At 34.9% G+C, this 18091-nt stretch carries 18 protein-coding genes, 1 other RNA gene and 1 pseudogene; 7 read left to right on the top strand and 13 right to left on the bottom strand.

What is annotated here, in order from left to right:
* Positions 1-14 precede the first annotated feature (14 nt).
* From CJF12_RS18710 to CJF12_RS18700, 3 genes are all read right to left on the bottom strand, one after another.
* Positions 15-908, bottom strand: coding sequence for a ribokinase (locus tag CJF12_RS18710; RefSeq protein ID WP_034682557.1), 894 nt, complete (start codon positions 906-908; stop codon positions 15-17).
* Between the two features lie 58 nt (positions 909-966).
* Positions 967-1602 (bottom strand): DUF4241 domain-containing protein, encoded by a 636-nt coding sequence (locus tag CJF12_RS18705; protein ID WP_034682556.1) that lies wholly within the window; start codon positions 1600-1602, stop codon positions 967-969.
* A gap of 93 nt (positions 1603-1695) precedes the next feature.
* A complete protein-coding gene (locus CJF12_RS18700; protein ID WP_034682555.1) occupies positions 1696-4311 on the bottom strand; it encodes a valine--tRNA ligase in 2616 nt (871 codons plus the stop codon).
* A gap of 128 nt (positions 4312-4439) precedes the next feature.
* Between CJF12_RS18700 and CJF12_RS18695 the strand changes: the two are divergent.
* Positions 4440-4796, top strand: a pseudogene (locus CJF12_RS18695) (DUF1573 domain-containing protein); the annotation flags it as partial.
* Between the two features lie 193 nt (positions 4797-4989).
* Positions 4990-5859 (top strand): polyphosphate kinase 2 family protein, encoded by an 870-nt coding sequence (locus CJF12_RS18690; protein ID WP_034682553.1) that lies wholly within the window; start codon positions 4990-4992, stop codon positions 5857-5859.
* 92 nt (positions 5860-5951) lie between these two features.
* Here CJF12_RS18690 and rnpB read toward each other — a convergent pair.
* Positions 5952-6274: RNase P RNA component class A (rnpB, locus tag CJF12_RS18685), an RNA gene on the bottom strand.
* Positions 6275-6544: 270 nt separating this feature from the next.
* Here rnpB and CJF12_RS18680 point away from each other — a divergent pair.
* The 3 genes from CJF12_RS18680 (at position 6545) to CJF12_RS18670 (ending at position 9387) form a co-directional block, all read left to right on the top strand.
* Positions 6545-7036, top strand: a complete 492-nt coding sequence (locus tag CJF12_RS18680; RefSeq protein WP_034682552.1) for an RNA polymerase sigma factor — start codon at positions 6545-6547, stop codon at positions 7034-7036.
* Complete coding sequence (locus CJF12_RS18675) at positions 7029-7703, top strand: hypothetical protein (protein WP_034682551.1); 675 nt, start codon at positions 7029-7031, stop codon at positions 7701-7703. The genes CJF12_RS18680 and CJF12_RS18675 overlap by 8 nt, the downstream gene beginning before the upstream one ends.
* Before the next feature lie 61 nt (positions 7704-7764).
* Positions 7765-9387: an AMP-binding protein gene (locus tag CJF12_RS18670; RefSeq protein WP_194293662.1), complete on the top strand. Its 1623-nt coding sequence runs from the start codon at positions 7765-7767 to the stop codon at positions 9385-9387.
* 62 nt (positions 9388-9449) lie between these two features.
* Here the strand turns inward: CJF12_RS18670 and rpoN are convergent, their stop codons facing one another.
* From rpoN to CJF12_RS18650, 4 genes are all read right to left on the bottom strand, one after another.
* Positions 9450-10913: an RNA polymerase factor sigma-54 gene (gene rpoN / locus CJF12_RS18665; protein WP_034682549.1), complete on the bottom strand. Its 1464-nt coding sequence runs from the start codon at positions 10911-10913 to the stop codon at positions 9450-9452.
* A gap of 158 nt (positions 10914-11071) precedes the next feature.
* A complete protein-coding gene (gene asnS, locus CJF12_RS18660; RefSeq protein ID WP_034682548.1) occupies positions 11072-12520 on the bottom strand; it encodes an asparagine--tRNA ligase in 1449 nt (482 codons plus the stop codon).
* 134 nt (positions 12521-12654) lie between these two features.
* The gene (locus CJF12_RS18655) at positions 12655-13254 is read right to left on the bottom strand and encodes a CDP-alcohol phosphatidyltransferase family protein (RefSeq protein WP_034682547.1); all 600 of its coding nucleotides are present in this window, start codon (positions 13252-13254) and stop codon (positions 12655-12657) included.
* Positions 13251-13886: an LA_2272 family surface repeat-containing protein gene (locus tag CJF12_RS18650; RefSeq protein WP_131329509.1), complete on the bottom strand. Its 636-nt coding sequence runs from the start codon at positions 13884-13886 to the stop codon at positions 13251-13253. The genes CJF12_RS18655 and CJF12_RS18650 overlap by 4 nt, the downstream gene beginning before the upstream one ends.
* A gap of 104 nt (positions 13887-13990) precedes the next feature.
* Between CJF12_RS18650 and CJF12_RS18645 the strand changes: the two genes are divergently transcribed.
* Positions 13991-14746, top strand: coding sequence for a helix-turn-helix domain-containing protein (locus tag CJF12_RS18645; protein WP_228379069.1), 756 nt, complete (start codon positions 13991-13993; stop codon positions 14744-14746).
* Positions 14712-14918, top strand: a complete 207-nt coding sequence (locus CJF12_RS20290; protein ID WP_228379068.1) for a hypothetical protein — start codon at positions 14712-14714, stop codon at positions 14916-14918. The genes CJF12_RS18645 and CJF12_RS20290 overlap by 35 nt, the downstream gene beginning before the upstream one ends.
* An 89-nt stretch (positions 14919-15007) precedes the next feature.
* Here the strand turns inward: CJF12_RS20290 and rimM are convergent, their stop codons facing one another.
* From rimM to CJF12_RS18620, 5 genes are all read right to left on the bottom strand, one after another.
* Positions 15008-15550 (bottom strand): ribosome maturation factor RimM, encoded by a 543-nt coding sequence (rimM, locus tag CJF12_RS18640; protein WP_034682545.1) that lies wholly within the window; start codon positions 15548-15550, stop codon positions 15008-15010.
* 11 nt (positions 15551-15561) lie between these two features.
* Positions 15562-16131 (bottom strand): 30S ribosomal protein S16, encoded by a 570-nt coding sequence (locus tag CJF12_RS18635; RefSeq protein ID WP_034682544.1) that lies wholly within the window; start codon positions 16129-16131, stop codon positions 15562-15564.
* 135 nt (positions 16132-16266) lie between these two features.
* Positions 16267-16779, bottom strand: a complete 513-nt coding sequence (locus CJF12_RS18630; RefSeq protein ID WP_034682543.1) for a nitroreductase family protein — start codon at positions 16777-16779, stop codon at positions 16267-16269.
* Positions 16780-16906: 127 nt separating this feature from the next.
* Positions 16907-17356 (bottom strand): hypothetical protein, encoded by a 450-nt coding sequence (locus CJF12_RS18625; RefSeq protein WP_034682542.1) that lies wholly within the window; start codon positions 17354-17356, stop codon positions 16907-16909.
* A gap of 113 nt (positions 17357-17469) precedes the next feature.
* Complete coding sequence (locus CJF12_RS18620) at positions 17470-18000, bottom strand: SRPBCC family protein (RefSeq protein ID WP_034682541.1); 531 nt, start codon at positions 17998-18000, stop codon at positions 17470-17472.
* Positions 18001-18091: the final 91 nt, after the last annotated feature.

The following is an 18091-nucleotide window of genomic DNA, read 5'->3' as shown; positions in this document are numbered from 1 at the left end:
TGTAGCAAATAGCTTTAGGCTAAGTAATCCGATATTCTCGGCAATCCGGTCTGTGATCCTTTTTTTGTAGAAACCTTCAGAGATACTTCATTACCAAACTTTACGCAATCTTCTATTGAGTTATTATGACACAAAGCAATGGCAAATCCTGATGTGAAAGCATCACCCATTCCCATTTTATGAGCCGTTTTATCATCATTATGATTTCTGAAGTACTTCATTTCCGTCCCATCAAAATAAATGGTGGAATTCGTGTCATCCCTTACAAAAACTTTATTGAAATATTTCTTAAGGACTTCCTCTTTTTGCTCCTCACCAAAAACGATATAAAGTTCGCTACTTTTAGCAATAACGAAATCAACATTTTCTAAAATCTCTTCACTGACTCTCATAGCCGGCGAAGCATATAATCCTACTTTTTTTCCATATTTCTTAGCCTTTCTTACCGTATACTCTACAACTTCCATGGAAACCTCAAGCTGAACAAGAATAAGGTCAACGGTGTGGAAGTATCGGTCTGCTTCCTCAATATGTTTTGTACTTAAAAGTTTATTGGCCGCAGGAACCACTACAATAGCAGCATTTCCTTCAGATGTCGTTACATAAGCCGTTCCAGTTGCTTCCCTGTCTGTTTCTGCAACAAAACCCACATTGACATTCTCATTCACCAGATTCCTCATGATTTGCTGGCCCAGTGGATCCATTCCTACGCATCCTATAAAGTATACACTGGCTCCTAATCTTGCAGTACCTACCGCCTGATTGGCACCTTTCCCGCCAAAGTAACTATCCGAATTAACAGCTAAAACAGTGTCATTCGGAGCCGGAAGCTTTTCAGTTTCTAAGACTAAATCTATTGAAGAGCTACCAACGACTATAATTTTGGGCTGTATTGAAGAGAAATTCATTGTGTTTCAGATTGATTTATACAAAAATAGAAAAATAGCGACATTAAAAGACAAATAATTAACTTATTTCGATAAATTCTGTTACGATCTTTACCGGAGTCCCTTCTTTATCATAGCCAATATAGCTGGCATAGAAACCTTCTCCATATCCGGTTTCAAAAGCAAAAATAGTTCCTGGGTGTTCTTCAGCTGGTTTTAGGAAAGCATATTGGTCAATCGCTCCGTTCTCATCAAAAAAATAATCATGGAAAAATTCTTCATAAATCCCCATGAAATCAACGCCTTTACTATGGTATAATCTTTTTTCCAGATCATTTAGCTGTTCCTGGGTATCAACATCCATAAAACATCCCATCCCACTCTCTACAGGATATCCGAAAACTTCTTCTTCAGCTAAGTCTTTGATATTTTGTCCATCGGTAGTGGCCAGTTTCCAATCAGAAATTTCAGAGTTGCTAAAAATAATCTCAGCATATGCCACACAATTACTTTCTCTTTCTTTATGAAGTAAAACCGAGAAATCTCCTTTTGGAAAATCTACGGAAAAAGGAAGCATATCATTGGTGATCAAAGGATCACAAGCCACTAATTTTCCACTGGAAAGATAAATTTTTCCAACTTCAAAACTTTCCAATAAGGGACTTTCTACAAAATTCCTTGAAAACAGCTTCTTTATATTTTCTATGTGTGTCATTTCTATTATAATTGTTTTATGAGTCAGGCTGAGCACAGATCTGTAAACCTGTGCTCAGCAGACAAATTTTTCAGACTCTATTGCATAAAAGCCTTACAGGCTTTTCAGTTTCTCTTCAAGAATAGCAATCTTGTCCTGAGCGTCTTTTTGTTTCTTACGCTCTATTTCTACTACTTCCGGTTTTGCATTAGCTACAAACTTCTCATTAGAAAGTTTCTTATCTACAGAAACCAGGAAGCCTTTTAAATATTTCAATTCTTCTTCTGTCTTCACTTTCTCTTCCCCTAAATCTAAGTTTTCACTTAAAGGAATAGAAATTTCAGTTGCTCCAACCAGGAATGTAAAGCTTGGCTTATCTGTTTTTTCTCCAAAATGTATTTCAGAGATATTGGCTAATCTTTTTACCACCGCTTCATTTTCAAACTGAGAAGCATTGGTATAAACCTCTACGGTTTCTCTTGGAGAAATCCCCTTCGTCTGACGATAATTTCTAACTCCTGAAATAAGTTCTTTAGCTATTTCAAAGTTCTTGATAGTTGTCTCATCAAACTCATTTGCTTTTCTCTGCTGAGCAATAACCAGAGCTTCTTCCACACTCCTTTCTGAAATAAGCTGCCATAGTTCTTCTGACATAAATGGCATGAACGGATGTAAAAGCTTCATCAGCTCTTCAAAGAAAGCAATCGTTTTCTGATATACTTCTTTTGAAATCCCTTCTCCATAGTTCGGCTTAATTGCTTCCAGATACCATCCACAAAAATCATCCCAAATCAATTTATAGATTAAATGCAGTGCATCAGAAATTCTGAATTTCTCAAACTGTTGCTCTACCTCAATAATCGTTTTATCCATTTGATTTCCGAACCATTCTATAGCTTCGTTATCAGTTGCATTGGCAGGTTTATCTTCTTTATTCCATCCCTGAGTCAATCGGAAAGCATTCCATATTTTAGTCATGAAGTTTCTTCCCTGAAGCATCAGGTCTTCATCAAACAGAAGATCGTTTCCTGCTGCAGAACTTAATAAGATCCCAACACGAACACCATCAGCTCCATATTTATCCATCAGCTCCAATGGGTCTGGTGAATTTCCTAAGGACTTGGACATTTTCCTTCTCTGCTTATCTCTTACAATTCCTGTAAAATAAATATTCTTGAACGGAACTTCTTTTCTGTATTCCAATCCTGCCATAATCATTCTCGCAACCCAGAAGAAAATAATATCCGGACCGGTTACCAAGTCTGATGTAGGATAATAATATTGGATATCTTTATTTTCAGGATCCAGTAATCCGTCAAATACAGACATTGGCCATAACCATGAAGAGAACCACGTATCCAAGGCATCTTCATCTTGTCTCAGGCTATCTATTGTCAGTTCCTTATTTCCTGTCTTTTCTTTTGCCAGAACCAGCGCTTCCTCTTTTGTTTCTGCAACTACAAAATCATTTTCACCATCACCATAATAATAAGCAGGAATTTGCTGTCCCCACCAAAGCTGGCGCGAAATATTCCAGTCACGGATGTTTTCCATCCAGTGCTTATAGGTATTTTTAAACTTTTCCGGGTAAAATTTAACTTCATCATCCATTACTACATCCAGTGCAGGTTTAGCAATTTCAGACATTTTAAGGAACCATTGTACAGATATTTTAGGTTCTATAACCGCTCCTGTTCTTTCAGAAGTTCCTACTTTATTGACATAATCTTCTGCTTTTAGTAAAAGATCTTTTTCTTCTAATTCTTTGGCAATCTGTTTTCTAACTTCGAATCTGTTTTTCCCGGCATAATGCAATCCATGTTCATTAAGATTAGCATCATCATCCAAAGCATCAATCATTTTCAATTGATGTTTTTGCCCGATTTCGTAGTCATTGGTATCATGAGCTGGTGTAATCTTTAATGCTCCCGTTCCGAATTCTATATCCACATATTCATCTTCAATAATAGGAACCACTCTGTTAACGATAGGCACAATTACATTTTTACCTTTTAAATGAGCATACCTCTCATCATTAGGATTGATACAAACTGCAGTATCCCCGAAAATCGTTTCAGGACGTGTAGTCGCTACGGAAAGAAATTCTTCTGAACCTTCAATTTTATATTTAAGGAAATACAGTTTCCCGTTTTGTTCTTTAAAAATTACTTCTTCATCAGAAATATTGGTTTTTGCTTCCGGATCCCAGTTAACCATTCTGTACCCTCTGTAGATTAATCCTTTATTATAAAGATCTACAAAGCTTTTGATTACCTGGGCAGATAATTTATCTTCCATCGTAAAACGGGTTCTGTCCCAATCGCAAGAACAGCCTAACTTTTTCAGCTGATCAAGGATGGTTCCACCGTATTTATCCGTCCAGTCCCATGCATGTTTTAAAAACTCTTCACGGGTAATATCTGATTTACTGACTCCTTCAGACTTCAATTTAGCAACAACTTTAGCTTCGGTAGCAATAGAAGCGTGATCTGTTCCCGGAATCCAGCAGGCATTAAAGCCCTGCATTCTTGCACGGCGGACCAGAACATCCTGGATGGTATTATTCAACATATGCCCCATGTGTAATATCCCCGTTACGTTAGGTGGAGGAATTACCACAGTATAAGGTGGCTTGTCATTAGGTTCCGAATGAAAAAACTTATTTTCCATCCAGAAGTTGTACCATTTTTGTTCTGTTTCCTGTGGATTATACTTTTCTGAAATCTGCATAAATTCTATTTCTTTAGCTTACAATTTGCAAAAATAGTCTAAAGAAAAAAAATTTTAAGTATGAATTAAAATAATTTTTAACTTTGTTTCTCAAAATTTATCTAACAAACATATTAACATTCAAGAATATGAAAAAATTAATTGCAGGAATTGCACTATTTGGAACATTTGCTCTTGCATCTGCGCAAACTATCACTTTTGATAAGACTACTTTCGACTATGGTACTATTAAGCCTAGTTCTGACGGTACAAGATTTTTTACAGTAACTAATACTGGGGATAAACCTTTGGTAATTGCTAATGTAAAACCATCTTGCGGATGTACAACTCCGGAATTCAGCACTGATCCTATTATGCCTGGGAAATCTGCTAAAATCAAAGTTGGATATAACACCACTCTTAACGGAGCTTTCAACAAGATGATTGAGGTATATTCTAATGACCCTGCAAACAGCAGAAGCGTAATCTATATCAAAGGAAATGTAGATGCAAACGCTCCTGAGGTTACAACAACAGCAGCAGCTAAAGTAGAAACAGCAGTAGACGCTAAAGTGGCTAAAAAAGCAGCTAAGGCAGCTAAAAAAGTAGCAGCTGCAAAGTAAGCTCTACTCAGAAAAATAAAGAAACCGTCTCCATGGAGACGGTTTTTTTATTACATTTATTATAAATAATAAAAATATGGACACCAATTTCTCAGACGATTTTGAAGTAAAAGGAAAATTTTCAATAAAAAAAGCACCAACAGAATATCAGGGAAAGCTTACCAAACAGGAAGGCCGGCAATTATTAGCAATGGAAAAAGAAAAGCTTAGAGAACTCCAGGAAAGACTTTATGCTGATGGAACCCAATCTCTTCTCGTTATCCTTCAGGCCATGGATGCTGCAGGAAAAGACAGCTTAATAGAACATGTTTTCGGAGGCGTAAACCCTCAAGGGTGTAATGTGACCAGCTTTAAAACTCCTAGCTCGAAAGAATACGCCCACGATTTTCTATGGAGACATTATATAGCTTTACCACAGAAAGGAATGATTGGAATTTTCAACCGTTCTCACTATGAAAGCGTTTTGGTTTGTAAAGTACATCCTGAGTATAATTTAAGTGAAAAGACCTGGAGCTCCGTAGAAGATTTTGATGATACATTCTGGGAAAACAGATATGAAAGTATCAGAAATTTCGAAAAACATCTTTCTGAAAACGGAACCACTATCGTAAAGATATTCTTGAATGTTTCTAAAAAAGAACAGAAAGAAAGATTCTTAGACCGGATTAACGAGCAGAATAAAAACTGGAAATTCTCTGCGGCCGATTTACCTGAAAGAGCATTATTCGATAAATATATGGTTGCTTATGAAACAGCAATCAATGAAACCTCTAAGGATTATGCCCCATGGTATGTACTACCTGCTGACAATAAATGGTTTACAAGAGTAGCTGCCATCCAGATTATTATAGATACCTTGGAAAAAATGGATTTAAAATACCCTCAACTTTCTGATAAAGAGCTAAAAAGCTTACAGGATGCGAAAAAGGTACTCGAAAACGAATAGCATTATTGCCATTCTTCTCAAATAAAAAGCGGAAAAAATAATTTTCCGCTTTTTTTATTTAATTTGTTCTGTCCTTAATAAGTCGTCAAAAAATCACGAGAAAATCTGTAAGCCGGATTTTGTACTTCTGAGAAGTGCCTGTTATTTATCTACGTCTTACATTACTGCAAGACTTGAGCTGATTACCCCTCGGCTTTCAGAGCGAGCAACTCCTATCTTCATTACTGAAAAGAACCGATATACTTATCATTGCACCGTAAAGAGTTTACCTGGTTTCACTACAGCCGAACTGTACTTGCTTTCTGTTGCACTTGTCCTACCCTCACGGGTGACGGATGTTATCCGCTTTACTGCTCTATGGTGTCCGGACTTTCCTACCTCTACCGAAGTAAAGATCAACAAGCCGACTTTCTCGTGGGTGCAAAGATAGAGGTTAATTTGAAAATGTGCTAATTTGAAAATGAGTTAATGTGTGAATTCTGAAAATATAATAAGCTACCCGATCTCAACAGTTTACCAATCTAACTATTTAAAGAAAATCAATAAATATTTAACACAAAAACTCAATCAACACTGATAAAATACCTTTTAATTCCCATTTTATTATGTATTTTTCTTAATTAATTCATTTTCAAATTTTCAAATTAACACATTATTAGTATCTTCGTGCGATTATACATCTATTTTGATTTCCAGAGAAAAAGAATTTGCGCAGCTTATCAAAGATAATCAGGGACTGATTATTAAAGTTTCGCGGCTTTATACCAATTCTCTCGAAGACGAAGAAGATCTTTTTCAGGAAATTGTTTTGCAACTATGGAGAAGCTACGACTCTTTTAAAGGTAATTCCAAGATTTCTACCTGGATGTATCGTGTAGCCCTTAATACAGCCATTACACTTTTCAGAAAAAAAAGCAAAAGCCTTCCTACCAACGAGCTGGATATCAACCACAGAGATTTTATAGAAGATGATGATGAGAAACAACAGCAGATCTCTCTTTTATATACTGTGATCAAAACCCTTCCGAATGTAGAAAGAGCCATAGTAATGATGTATCTGGATGACTTGCCCTATAAGGATATCGCAGAAAACCTCGGGATCACCGAAGTAAATGCACGTGTGAAGATGAATAGATTAAAGAAAACCCTTAAAGAACAGATGGAAAAGTATGCCTGATTTTGATTTAGACAGTTTTAAGAAGACATGGCAGGAACAGCCTGTTCAGCATAAATATGACAATAATGAAATTCTTCAGATGCTCAACAGAAAGTCACGCAATTATGTGAAGTATATTTTCTGGATCAGCGTTATTGAATTCCTATTTTTTACTACTGTAGGATTATTTTATATCATACAGGGTAAAGAATCCAACAGTTTTATCAATATTCTGGAAAAACTGGGAGTAGATAGAACTCCACAGGTAGACAAAGCTTTTGATAATATATACTTAACTTTAAAGGTATTAAGCTTATCCATAACTGCTTACTTTGTTTATAAGTTTTACCAAAACCATAAACAGATAAAAATTGAGGAGAATTTAAAAAAATTCATTCTCAAAATTATTCAATTCAAAAAAACGGTTAACGCTTTTATCCTGATCAATATCGGATTATTAATTGCTTTTACATCAGTATTCATCATCTTTATATTTTACATTGTAGATATCCAGAATATAAATATTACGAATTCAACCCTCACCGGTTTCTTAGTTGGTGTTGTCCTGAGTACAGCACTTACCGTTCTATTAGTTTGGCTCTATTACAGACTGGTATATGGTATTATCATGAAAAGATTAGATAAAAATCTTACCCAACTAAAGGATATCGATTCTCAGGAAAATTAACTTTTCATAAGCAGCCTTCTTAAGATTTATTTGTTAAATTTAAATAAACAAATCTTTTACTATGGCTTTATCTTATGTATCTGGTGCTTCAAACATCCCTTTACTGGGGGAAACGATAGGAAATAATTTTAAGAAAGCAGTTGATAAATATCCCAATCAGGAGGCGTTGATTTCTGTACATCAGAATTATCGCGCCACATACAGGGAATTTTACGAACAAACTACTGTTGTTGCTAAGGCCTTACTACATCTGGGCGCTCAATCCGGTGACAGGATAGGGATATGGTCAGCCAATCGGTATGAATGGGTGTTATTACAATATGCTACTGCAAGAATAGGCACTATTCTCGTTAATATAAACCCTGCATACAGAACTCATGAGTTAACGTATGTACTGAATCAATCCGAAGTCCGATTTATTTTTTCTTCCTTAAGCTTCAAAACCAGTAATTATAAAGAAATGGTAGAATATGCCAAGGAAGTTTGCCCTACCTTGGAAGAGTCTGTTTTTTTTGATGATACCTGGAATACTTTTTTAGAAAGAGGAAAAACTGTCACGGATGAAACACTACAAGCTGCTGAAGAAGAAATTGAATTCGATGATCCTGTAAATATTCAATATACTTCAGGAACTACAGGATTTCCAAAAGGAGTTACACTTTCCCATCATAATATTTTAAATAACGGTTATTTTATCGGAGTCCGGTTAAAATATACAGAAAAAGACCGGGTTTGTATCCCTGTTCCTTTTTATCATTGTTTCGGAATGGTGATCGGAAACATTTGCTGTATCGCCCATGGCGCATGTATTGTTATTCCTAACGATAGCTTTGATCCGGACATAACCCTAAAAGTAGTTTCTGACGAAAAATGCACTTCTCTCTATGGCGTTCCTACCATGTTTATTGCAGAATTAGCTGTAAAAGATTTTGATACGTATGACTTTTCCAATTTAAGAACAGGAGTCATGGCGGGCTCAGTATGTCCACCGGAAATTATGAAAAAGGTTGAAAATCTTATGAACATCAAAGAGATGAGCATATGTTACGGAATGACCGAAACATCTCCGGTTTCTACACAAACCCTGATCGGAACTCCTTTAGAAAAGCAGGTAAGTACTGTCGGAACTGTACAGGACCATCTTGAAATAAAAATCATTGATGAAAATGGAAAGGTGGTAGAACAAGGTCAACATGGAGAACTTTGTACCAGAGGCTACTCTGTTATGCTCAAATATTGGAATGATCCTGAGAACACCCGAAAGGTTCTCGACGATTCACGGTGGATGCATACCGGAGATTTAGCTATAATGGACCAGGAAGGTTATATTACCATTTCAGGAAGAATAAAAGACTTGATCATTCGTGGAGGCGAAAACATTTCACCAAAAGAAATTGAAGATTTTTTATATACCTATCCGAATATCTTTGATGTTCAAATCATTGGTGTACCTAGTGAAAAATTTGGTGAAGAAGTAATGGCCTGGGTCAAAATAAGAAAAGGATTCGAAGTAACCGAAGAAGAACTTAATAATTATTGCAAGGGTAAAATTGCTCATTATAAAGTTCCTAAATATTGGAAATTTGTAGATGAATTCCCTATGACCATTTCCGGAAAGATACGTAAAGTGGAAATGCGTGAAGTCTCTGTCAGAGAATTAAAACTTGATCAGCTAAAAAAGTAACTTTTGTGCCTATAAAAAGAAAAAAGCATTTCAAAATTGAAATGCTTTTTTTATATCTTCTATTATAGTTCTTTTCTTAATCTGGCCACGGGAATATTAAGCTGTTCCCTGTATTTTGCAATTGTTCGTCTTGCAATATTATACCCTTGTTCTTTCAAAATAACAACCAGCGCATCATCTGTCAATGGTTTTCTTTTGTTTTCTTTACTGATTACTTCCTGAAGATGCGTTTTGATTTCTTTTGTAGAAACTTCTTCACCATCATCATTCGTTAAGCTATCCGAAAACAAGTCCTTAAGATAAACGATTCCATTAGGAGTATCCGCATATTTACTTTTGACTACCCTTGATATGGTTGAAATATCAAATCCTGTAATATCAGCAACATCCTTAAGAATCATTGGCTTTAATGATTTTTCATCTCCTGTGATGAAATATTCTTTCTGGAACTTAACAATAGCAGTGATGGTTTGCAATAAGGTATTCTGGCGCTGATTAATAGCATCGATATACCATTTAGCTGCATCCAGTTTTTGTTTGATGAATAAAGCAGCCTGCTTATGCTCAGAAGAATTTTTATCGTGAGAGTACGTCGTTAAAATATCTTTATATTCCTCAGAAACTCTTAATGTAGGTGCATTTTTACTATTAAGCATAGGAACCACTTGTCCGTCTTTTACCTGAATGACAAAATCCGGAATAATCTCCTGATTAATAGTAATCGTCTGAGTATCAAAGTTCCCCCCTACTTTCGGAGATAATTTCGAAATTTCTTCTAAAGCATCTTTAAGATCCTCTTCTTCAATATCATACTTCTGAATAATCTTATTGTAATGCTTATTCGTCAATGCATCGAACTGATGTCTCAGAATATTAGCAGCTAAAGAAACAGCTTTATCAGAGCTTACTTTCTTTTCAATCTGCAATAAAAGACATTCCTGAAGTCCTCTCGCCCCTACTCCTGGTGGATCAAGCTTCTGAACATAGTTCTCTAAGATATCTTCGACTTTCTCTTTTGTTGTATAGATTCCTTGCGAAAACGCCAAATCATCAACAATAGATTTTATTTCTCTTCTCAAATATCCGTCAGTATCTAAATTTCCGATAATGTATTCAGCAATTCTGACATCTTCTTCATTAATGTTCGCCAGGTGAATCTGCTCCAGCAAATAGTCATATAAAGACTGGCCTTCTGTTAAAAGGCTTTCATTATCAAATTCTTCATCATCTGCAGAATAATTACTGGATGCTGTTTTATAGTTAGGCTCATCATCGTAGAGATATTCATTCACATCAAAATCAGTTTCAATGCTTTCTGTTCCTTCATTTTCATAAGAATCCTCAAGAGCAGCATAATCATCCTCTTTAGATTCTTCCTTGGCAATTTCCAATGCAGGATTTTCTTCTAACTCTCTTTCCAATTCCTCTTCAAATTCCAATGTATGAAGCTGAATAAGCTTCATCAACTGGATCTGCTGGGGAGCCAACTTTTGTCCTAATTTGAGTTGTAAGTGTTGTTTAAGCATAGTACTCTTTCTGTTTTAACATAACATATTCTACGAATTTAATGAATTTTTTTCAGAAACATCATATTTAGCATGATTTTTGCTAGATATAATTTAACATAATAAGCTATTAGAAAATAAAAAAAGCCTTAAAACTCAATTTAAGGCTTTTTTTGTATTTAAAATTCTGCACTTTTTGGCGTCCTTGGGAAAGGAATTACATCTCTGATGTTCGTCATTCCTGTTACGAAAAGAACAAGTCTTTCAAGACCTAATCCGAATCCAGCATGAGGCACAGAACCAAATTTTCTTGTATCCATATACCACCAAAGTTCTTCTTCTTCAACATGCATTTCCTGCATTTTCTGTTTTAGAACTTCAATTCTTTCTTCTCTTTCAGACCCTCCAATGATCTCTCCAATTCCCGGGAAAAGAACATCCATTGCTCTTACTGTTTTGTTATCATCGTTCAAACGCATGTAGAATGCTTTGATATCCTTTGGATAATCAAATAAAACTACCGGGCTTTCAAAATGTTTCTCTACAAGGAACCTTTCATGCTCAGACTGAAGGTCAGCTCCCCACTCCTCAATAGGGAATTGGAATTTACCCTTTTTGTTCTCTTTAGAGTTTAATAATATTTCGATAGCTTCCGTATAGCTTACACGCATGAAACGTTTAGCTACTACATTTTGCAATTTTTCTATAAGACCTTCCTTAGCTCTTTCTTTTTCCGGTTTAGATTTTTGTTCTTCAACAAATCTCTTATCCAAAAACTCCAGATCATCTTTACAGTTATCCAATACATATTGGATTACATACTTTAAGAAATCTTCAGCAAGATCAATGTTATCTTCAAGGTTGTTGAAAGCAACCTCAGGTTCTACCATCCAGAATTCAGCAAGGTGACGGGTGGTATTTGAGTTCTCAGCACGAAAAGTAGGTCCGAATGTATAAATTCTTCCTAATCCCATAGCCGCAGTTTCTCCCTCAAGCTGCCCTGAAACCGTAAGGTTAGTCTGCTTACCAAAGAAATCCTGGCTGTAATCAATTTCCCCATCTTCAGTTCTTGGAATGTTATTCAGATCAAAACTGGTCACTCCAAACATTTCTCCTGCTCCTTCTGCATCTGCACCTGTAATGATCGGTGTATGAACGTTGAAGAAATGATTTTTATTAAAGAATGAATGAATCGCAAAAGTTACCGCATGACGTACTCTGAATACAGCTCCAAACAAGTTGGTTCTGAATCTTAAATGCGCCTGCTCACGAAGTTTTTCTAAACTGTGTTTCTTCGGCTGAAGAATAGTACTTTGCAATTCTTCTGTAAAGTTATCTCCTAAAACAATAATCTTTTTAGCAATAATCTCTACCGTCTGACCTGCTCCCTGACTTTCTACTACTTCTCCTACTACTTTAAGAGAAGAAGCGGTACTGATCTTACTGATCACTGCTTCGTCAAAATTTTCGAAATCAACAACTATTTGCAAATTATTAATTGTAGAACCATCATTTAATGCTATAAAGCGATTTGAACGGAAAGCTTTTACCCAACCGTAAACAGTAATGTCATGATGTAATACCTTTTTGTAATCCTTCAGGATTTCTTTAATCGTCTGCTTTTTCATTTGTTGATTATAAATTTTCGTATAAAAATTAATGTTGGCAAAGTTACAAAAAAACAGCGCAAGTTGATGATTACGCTGCCTTTTAAAAAATCATTATCAATTATTTAATATAAAAATCTACTATTCACGCTTATTTAGTTAAAGAATATTGTTTTTTTCCTCCGTTTACCACTTCTAATTTCCCAAGCGTGGTAGGAACTCGGAACATCATATTCCCATTTTGGAAGCAATAAAATGATGAGAATCACATCAACATGAGAAATCAATCCTAGACCGATGGTCACATAAAATGCCCAACCAATTTCTTGAAACCCAATGAGGTAAGTAAAGGCAATCAGCAGACTCAATCCCCACATTTTTGCAAGAAAAGCATGTGTACAGGTTTCTTTTCCAAATTTCCATATGCTCACTATGTAACATAAAGCCTCCATAATGAAAATCAGGAGAATACTAGCCCATTCATTTTTGATCAGTTCAGGATTCAGAATATAAGATGAAAACCCTAAAGAGAACCAAAAAATAAGATCTGTCTGGCTATCTAACCTTCTCAATTTTTCGGAGGAAACCCCAGTCTTTCGGGCAACGATTCCATCAAAAATATCTGTTAATAATCCAATATACATCAATACTAAGATTAAAGATCTGGACTCCTCTCCTTTCAAATAACTTAGTAAGAGTACAGTTGGAGCAATAAAAAATCGTATTGCGATGAATATGTAAGGTAACTTTTTCATGATTTTTTTGCTTTAAAATTCCAATTAATCAAGGGTAGTTTTCTTTTTTCATTTTCATTCCACCATCCAATCTGTACTCCTCTGAAATTGTCACATTTATTGTAGACCCCTATCTGAAGTCCTCTACATTTTTTGCCAACATTAGCTAAAGGAGCTACTGAAAGTCCTCTCATTTCATGATGGATATTAAAAAATGGAGAAAAAGAAACCCCATTTATAATTGCCTGTGTCCCAATATTACTTGACATACTGATCTCAACCCCATTGGTTATCGTTGGCTCCATATTAATTAGCGACAATTGTAATCCATTAATTTTATTCATGCTATCCCTAGAAACAACTTCGTAATCCGTAAGATTCCATTTATCAGCTGTGGGAAGACTAACCAATAATAAAGGTGGCATAAAAATTCCCAAAAAGTTAAATCCCATATTGATTCCGTTGGTCTTTTTAGGCTTTAAACTATCTTCCTCATCATAATATTTAAATAAAACACCGTTGACATTCTTAACATTCTTTGAAGGTGAAAAGCCGAATACTTTTGCTTTCTCCGAATTCATCTTTAAACTATCCTGCGCACAATAAAAGCTGCATAGAAATAGAAATACTATTAATAAAAAATTTGTTTTCATAATTGCTTACTTTAAAATTATAGTTCAAAATTATCCGTAGAACACACCAGTCTCAATGTGAAAAGGAATTAAAAAAAATACTACATTTGTGAAAATCACAAATTATGCATCAGGAAGCATTATTAAAAGAGATTCGAAGAAAGATAGGTGATCGCTCATTGAATGATGAGATTGCTAATATTCTGAATATAAGTTATGATGCTGCACACCGACGTACTTCACTAAAGGCTAAGTTCAGTTTCGAAGAGGCATTGGAACTCGCTAAACATTATCAGATTTCTTTGGATCAGTTTTTAGGAACTGAAAACCAGTTGGTAGTAAAAAGAACCCAACCTGTACGAACCACAGAAGACTTATTAAACTATTTTGAAAACTCACTTAAAATTCTTGATGTTTTCCACAATATCACTAATTCACAGGTCTTTTATTCTGCGAAAGATATCCCATTTTTCTATACGATTTCAGATTCTATCTTATCGCGTTTCAAATTTTACGTATGGATGAATTTATTGAACCAGGATCAGTTTCTGAGCCCATTTAATGAATTCAAAATACAATACCATTCACCTAAAAATGAATCACTTATTGAGCTGTACGAAAAACAGAATGTCACAGAGGTTTGGAATGATACTACGATCATGAGTGCTTTAAGACAAATTTCTTTCTACTCTGAAATTGGATTATTAAAAAAGGAAGAAGCCATACTAATATTAGAAGATTTAAAAAAACTATTAGAAAATCTGGAATACAAAACCATCCATCAGCCTAATTTTCAGATATTTGCTAATGATTTAGTAATTTTAAACAATAGTATTTTATTTAAAAATGATCAGCAGTGTTCTTTTTTTTGTTCCGTTTAGTATGTTTGGCTATATGATGACCAATGACAAGATGACCTGCCAGGATTCATTGAGCTATTTTGAACATCAGATTAAAAACTCCAGATCACTGAACACTTCCGGAAACCGAGACAGAAAAGTATTCTTTAATACTATGCAACAACAGATTGATCATTTAAAAGAAAAGTTATAGAAATCCTTATTGGGTTTGATAGTTGATAGTTGATAAATAACAATCTACGATCTGTATATCAATAATAAATGGGAATAAGTAATAAAAAATTACTCGTCTTTTTTAGAAGGAACTAAAAAGACATCGATAAGACCTTCAGGCAATTGCATTTTAATAAACCTTTCTTCTCTGTTTACTTCAAGAATCCAGTCTTTAATAATAGGAATAACGACCTCTTTTCCATCCAGGTTGGTCACAAAGTAATTCTGAGCGGTCTGATCGTTAATAGATCTGATGACACCACAGTCATTATCATTTTCATCAAGAATATTAAATCCGATGACTTCATGATAATAAAACTTTTTACCGGAAAGTTTGGGCAGCGTAGCAAGTGGTAAGTAAACACTTTTACCCAGTGACTGTTCTACTAATGCCTCAGAGGAATTTTTGAAAGCAATATTCAGAGCATCTAATTTGCTCCATGAAGATTTTTCAATAAAAAAAGGAACCAATAATCCGTTGATTTCAACGAATATTGATTCCAGTTTATTGTAAAGTTCGGGTTGATCGGTATCCAATTTAAGAATAACGTTTCCCGCAAGGCCATGTCTGCGTGTGATTTTTCCTAAAAAATAGCAATCTTCTTTACGCATACAGGTGTTTCTTAAGCTTCAGTGTTTTCTTCAGTTTCTGCAGCAGGAGCTTCTCCTTCTGTAGTTTCTTCAGCAACAACTTCCTCAGCAGGTGCGTTAGCAGCTTCTTCAGCAGCCTTAGCATCAGCTTCAGCTTGTGCAGCAGCAGCTACTCTAGCTTCATTTACTTTAGCTTCAGCTTCTAAAGCAGCTTTTTTAGCATCAGCCTGAGCTTTAGTTAAACCTTCTACTTTTCCTTGTACTTTTTGTTCTTTAGCATCTACCCAAGCTGCGAATCTCTTTTCAGCTTCAGCCTCATCAAAAGCTCCTTTAGCAACACCACCTTGTAAGTGTTTTTTGTAAAGTGCTCCTTTGTAAGAAAGGATAGCTTTTGCAGTATCAGTTGGTTGAGCACCGTTGTTTAACCACTTTACAGCAGAATCAACGTTCAAATCGATAGTTGCAGGGTTAGTAATTGGGTTGTAAGTTCCTAGTTTTTCGATGAATCTACCATCTCTTCTTGCTCTAGAATCTGCAACCACGATGTGGAAAAAAGGTTTTCCTTTTTTACCGTGTCTTTGTAATCTGATTTTTACTGACATAATGTTTGAATTTTAAGGGAACTCGTCCCAGTTAAATATTTAAGTGTGCAAAGATAAACAATTTTTTGATTTGGTAATTTGAAAATGCAATAATTTGATATTTTTTTTCATTAATAGATTTTCAAATTGACTCAATTAATCCAATCTTCCCATATAGAAAAGCCCTAAACATTTTTGGTTTTCTTCAATGGTTAAAGAATCTTTCAAGTGACTGACAATACCGGGAGAGCTCCAGTAACAACCTACTTCATTGGCTGTGCAGGTAAGATACATATTTTGTACAGCCATGGAAACCGCTGCAATTTCTTCCCACTCAGGAACCATTCCACTGAAATTAACGACAATAGACACCACAACATCCGCTTTATTAATTTTAAAGCCTATATCATTATATTTTTTCTCCAGGAATGTTTGTTCAGGTTGTGTTGCTTTATAAATACTTTGCATTTCGGCAGCCAGCTGAGCTTTTTCTTCCCCTTTAAATATTTTAAAACGCCATGGTTTTGTACGCTTATGATTCGGAGCCAATGTAGCGGAGTGCAGGATCTCATCAAGAACATCCTGTGATATTTCTGTTTCCGTATAATCTTTAGGGAAAATACTTCTTCTTTGTTCTATAATTGTTTTTAAAGTTTCGGTCTTATTCATAAACACAAAATTACAATATGTAATCTATTTATACCTGTATTTTTAAAAGTAAAAACTTCAAATTAAATTTGAAGTTTTTACTTTATTTTGAAATGAAAATCGTAAGATCTATGTAACACTAAAAAAATTATAAGACCTCTACGATCTCCTGATGAATATTATTTAACGTAAAGGCATCTCCGGATTTCATTCCCATCATTTTTTTTGCCATTGGGCTTTCGGGAGATATTGCATAAAACCGGTCTCCTTCAAAAAAGAATTCTCCTAAAGAAACCGAAATATAAAAACGGGCTTTATTCGTAATGACTAAAGAACCTATTTGTACCCTTTCTGTAGTATTATTTAAAACTCTTGACATATTCCTCTGCAAATCATTGAGAGCTCCAAGCTGTTTCTGCATCTGATAAATCTCTTCCTGCATTTCCTCACGCATGCTGTCATATTTTGGAGTTTTTTTGATATCGCGACTTGCATCTAAAGTAAATTCTATGAATTTTTTTAATTTATCTATTTTTTCAGCAATCACATTTTTGACATAGGTTCTTATATCATTTTTTTCAAATACGATCTTCTCCATAAATCTAAATCTTTACATAAAGATAATATTTTTTTAAATAATACATTTATCTTCCAAAAAAATTAAAACTATGTTTTAAAAAAAGCCTTGTGGATTGACAAGGCTTTCATTTTTTATTGTTCTGCTAATTTTTTCAGCTCCCTTAAGCCCTGGTCAAAGGTTTTTCCCATTTGATTATCCATCATAGGCTTCATCACTTTCATCATCGTATTGAGCTCATTATCCATGGCCCAGGTTACTTTTGTTTTATTTCCTTCCGGAGTCAAAATAAAATTCGCAGTTGCATCTCCTTCAAAAGGTTTGATAAAATGAAGTTTGCTGGTTAGTTTTTCATTAGGCACTACCGCAGTTACAGTCTGTTCCCCTTCACCTACTTCATCATTACCTTTCCAGTGGTACGAATCCCCTACTTCACCACTGGCTCCCGAATATGTAATCATAATATTCTTATCTGCTTTGGCGAAAGGGTTCCATGTATTAAATGCTTTTGTAGATCCTACATGTTGCCATACTTTTTCCTTAGGAGCATTAATAATAACTGATCTTTCAAAATGATAGTCTTTACTAAAAACCAACATAGCAAAGACTACATATAAAATGGCCAGTACGATCAATATTCCCAAAATTTTCAAAATTGTTTTCATAGTTTTTATAGTTTAAATGTTAGATCAAAAGTAAATGTTCCGGTAGAATTCTTTCTTCTCTTATGACAAGATTATCAAAAAAGTAGAATGA

This window comes from Chryseobacterium piperi (genome assembly GCF_002285635.2).
Lineage (GTDB): Bacteria > Bacteroidota > Bacteroidia > Flavobacteriales > Weeksellaceae > Chryseobacterium > Chryseobacterium piperi.
This window is presented reverse-complemented; position numbering and strand designations above follow the sequence as displayed.

Excerpts from the sequence above, each read along its gene's own strand:
- CJF12_RS18710 (WP_034682557.1), bottom strand. The coding sequence starts at position 908 with ATGAATTTCTCTTCAATACAGCCCAAAATTATAGTCGTTGGTAGCTCT.
- CJF12_RS18705 (WP_034682556.1), bottom strand. The coding sequence starts at position 1,602 with ATGACACACATAGAAAATATAAAGAAGCTGTTTTCAAGGAATTTTGTA.
- CJF12_RS18700 (WP_034682555.1), bottom strand. The coding sequence starts at position 4,311 with ATGCAGATTTCAGAAAAGTATAATCCACAGGAAACAGAACAAAAATGG.
- CJF12_RS18690 (WP_034682553.1), top strand. The coding sequence starts at position 4,990 with ATGGACACCAATTTCTCAGACGATTTTGAAGTAAAAGGAAAATTTTCA.
- CJF12_RS18675 (WP_034682551.1), top strand. The coding sequence starts at position 7,029 with ATGCCTGATTTTGATTTAGACAGTTTTAAGAAGACATGGCAGGAACAG.
- CJF12_RS18670 (WP_194293662.1), top strand. The coding sequence starts at position 7,765 with ATGGCTTTATCTTATGTATCTGGTGCTTCAAACATCCCTTTACTGGGG.
- rpoN (WP_034682549.1), bottom strand. The coding sequence starts at position 10,913 with ATGCTTAAACAACACTTACAACTCAAATTAGGACAAAAGTTGGCTCCC.
- asnS (WP_034682548.1), bottom strand. The coding sequence starts at position 12,520 with ATGAAAAAGCAGACGATTAAAGAAATCCTGAAGGATTACAAAAAGGTA.
- CJF12_RS18655 (WP_034682547.1), bottom strand. The coding sequence starts at position 13,254 with ATGAAAAAGTTACCTTACATATTCATCGCAATACGATTTTTTATTGCT.
- CJF12_RS18650 (WP_131329509.1), bottom strand. The coding sequence starts at position 13,886 with ATGAAAACAAATTTTTTATTAATAGTATTTCTATTTCTATGCAGCTTT.
- CJF12_RS18645 (WP_228379069.1), top strand. The coding sequence starts at position 13,991 with ATGCATCAGGAAGCATTATTAAAAGAGATTCGAAGAAAGATAGGTGAT.
- CJF12_RS20290 (WP_228379068.1), top strand. The coding sequence starts at position 14,712 with ATGATCAGCAGTGTTCTTTTTTTTGTTCCGTTTAGTATGTTTGGCTAT.
- rimM (WP_034682545.1), bottom strand. The coding sequence starts at position 15,550 with ATGCGTAAAGAAGATTGCTATTTTTTAGGAAAAATCACACGCAGACAT.
- CJF12_RS18635 (WP_034682544.1), bottom strand. The coding sequence starts at position 16,131 with ATGTCAGTAAAAATCAGATTACAAAGACACGGTAAAAAAGGAAAACCT.
- CJF12_RS18630 (WP_034682543.1), bottom strand. The coding sequence starts at position 16,779 with ATGAATAAGACCGAAACTTTAAAAACAATTATAGAACAAAGAAGAAGT.
- CJF12_RS18625 (WP_034682542.1), bottom strand. The coding sequence starts at position 17,356 with ATGGAGAAGATCGTATTTGAAAAAAATGATATAAGAACCTATGTCAAA.
- CJF12_RS18620 (WP_034682541.1), bottom strand. The coding sequence starts at position 18,000 with ATGAAAACAATTTTGAAAATTTTGGGAATATTGATCGTACTGGCCATT.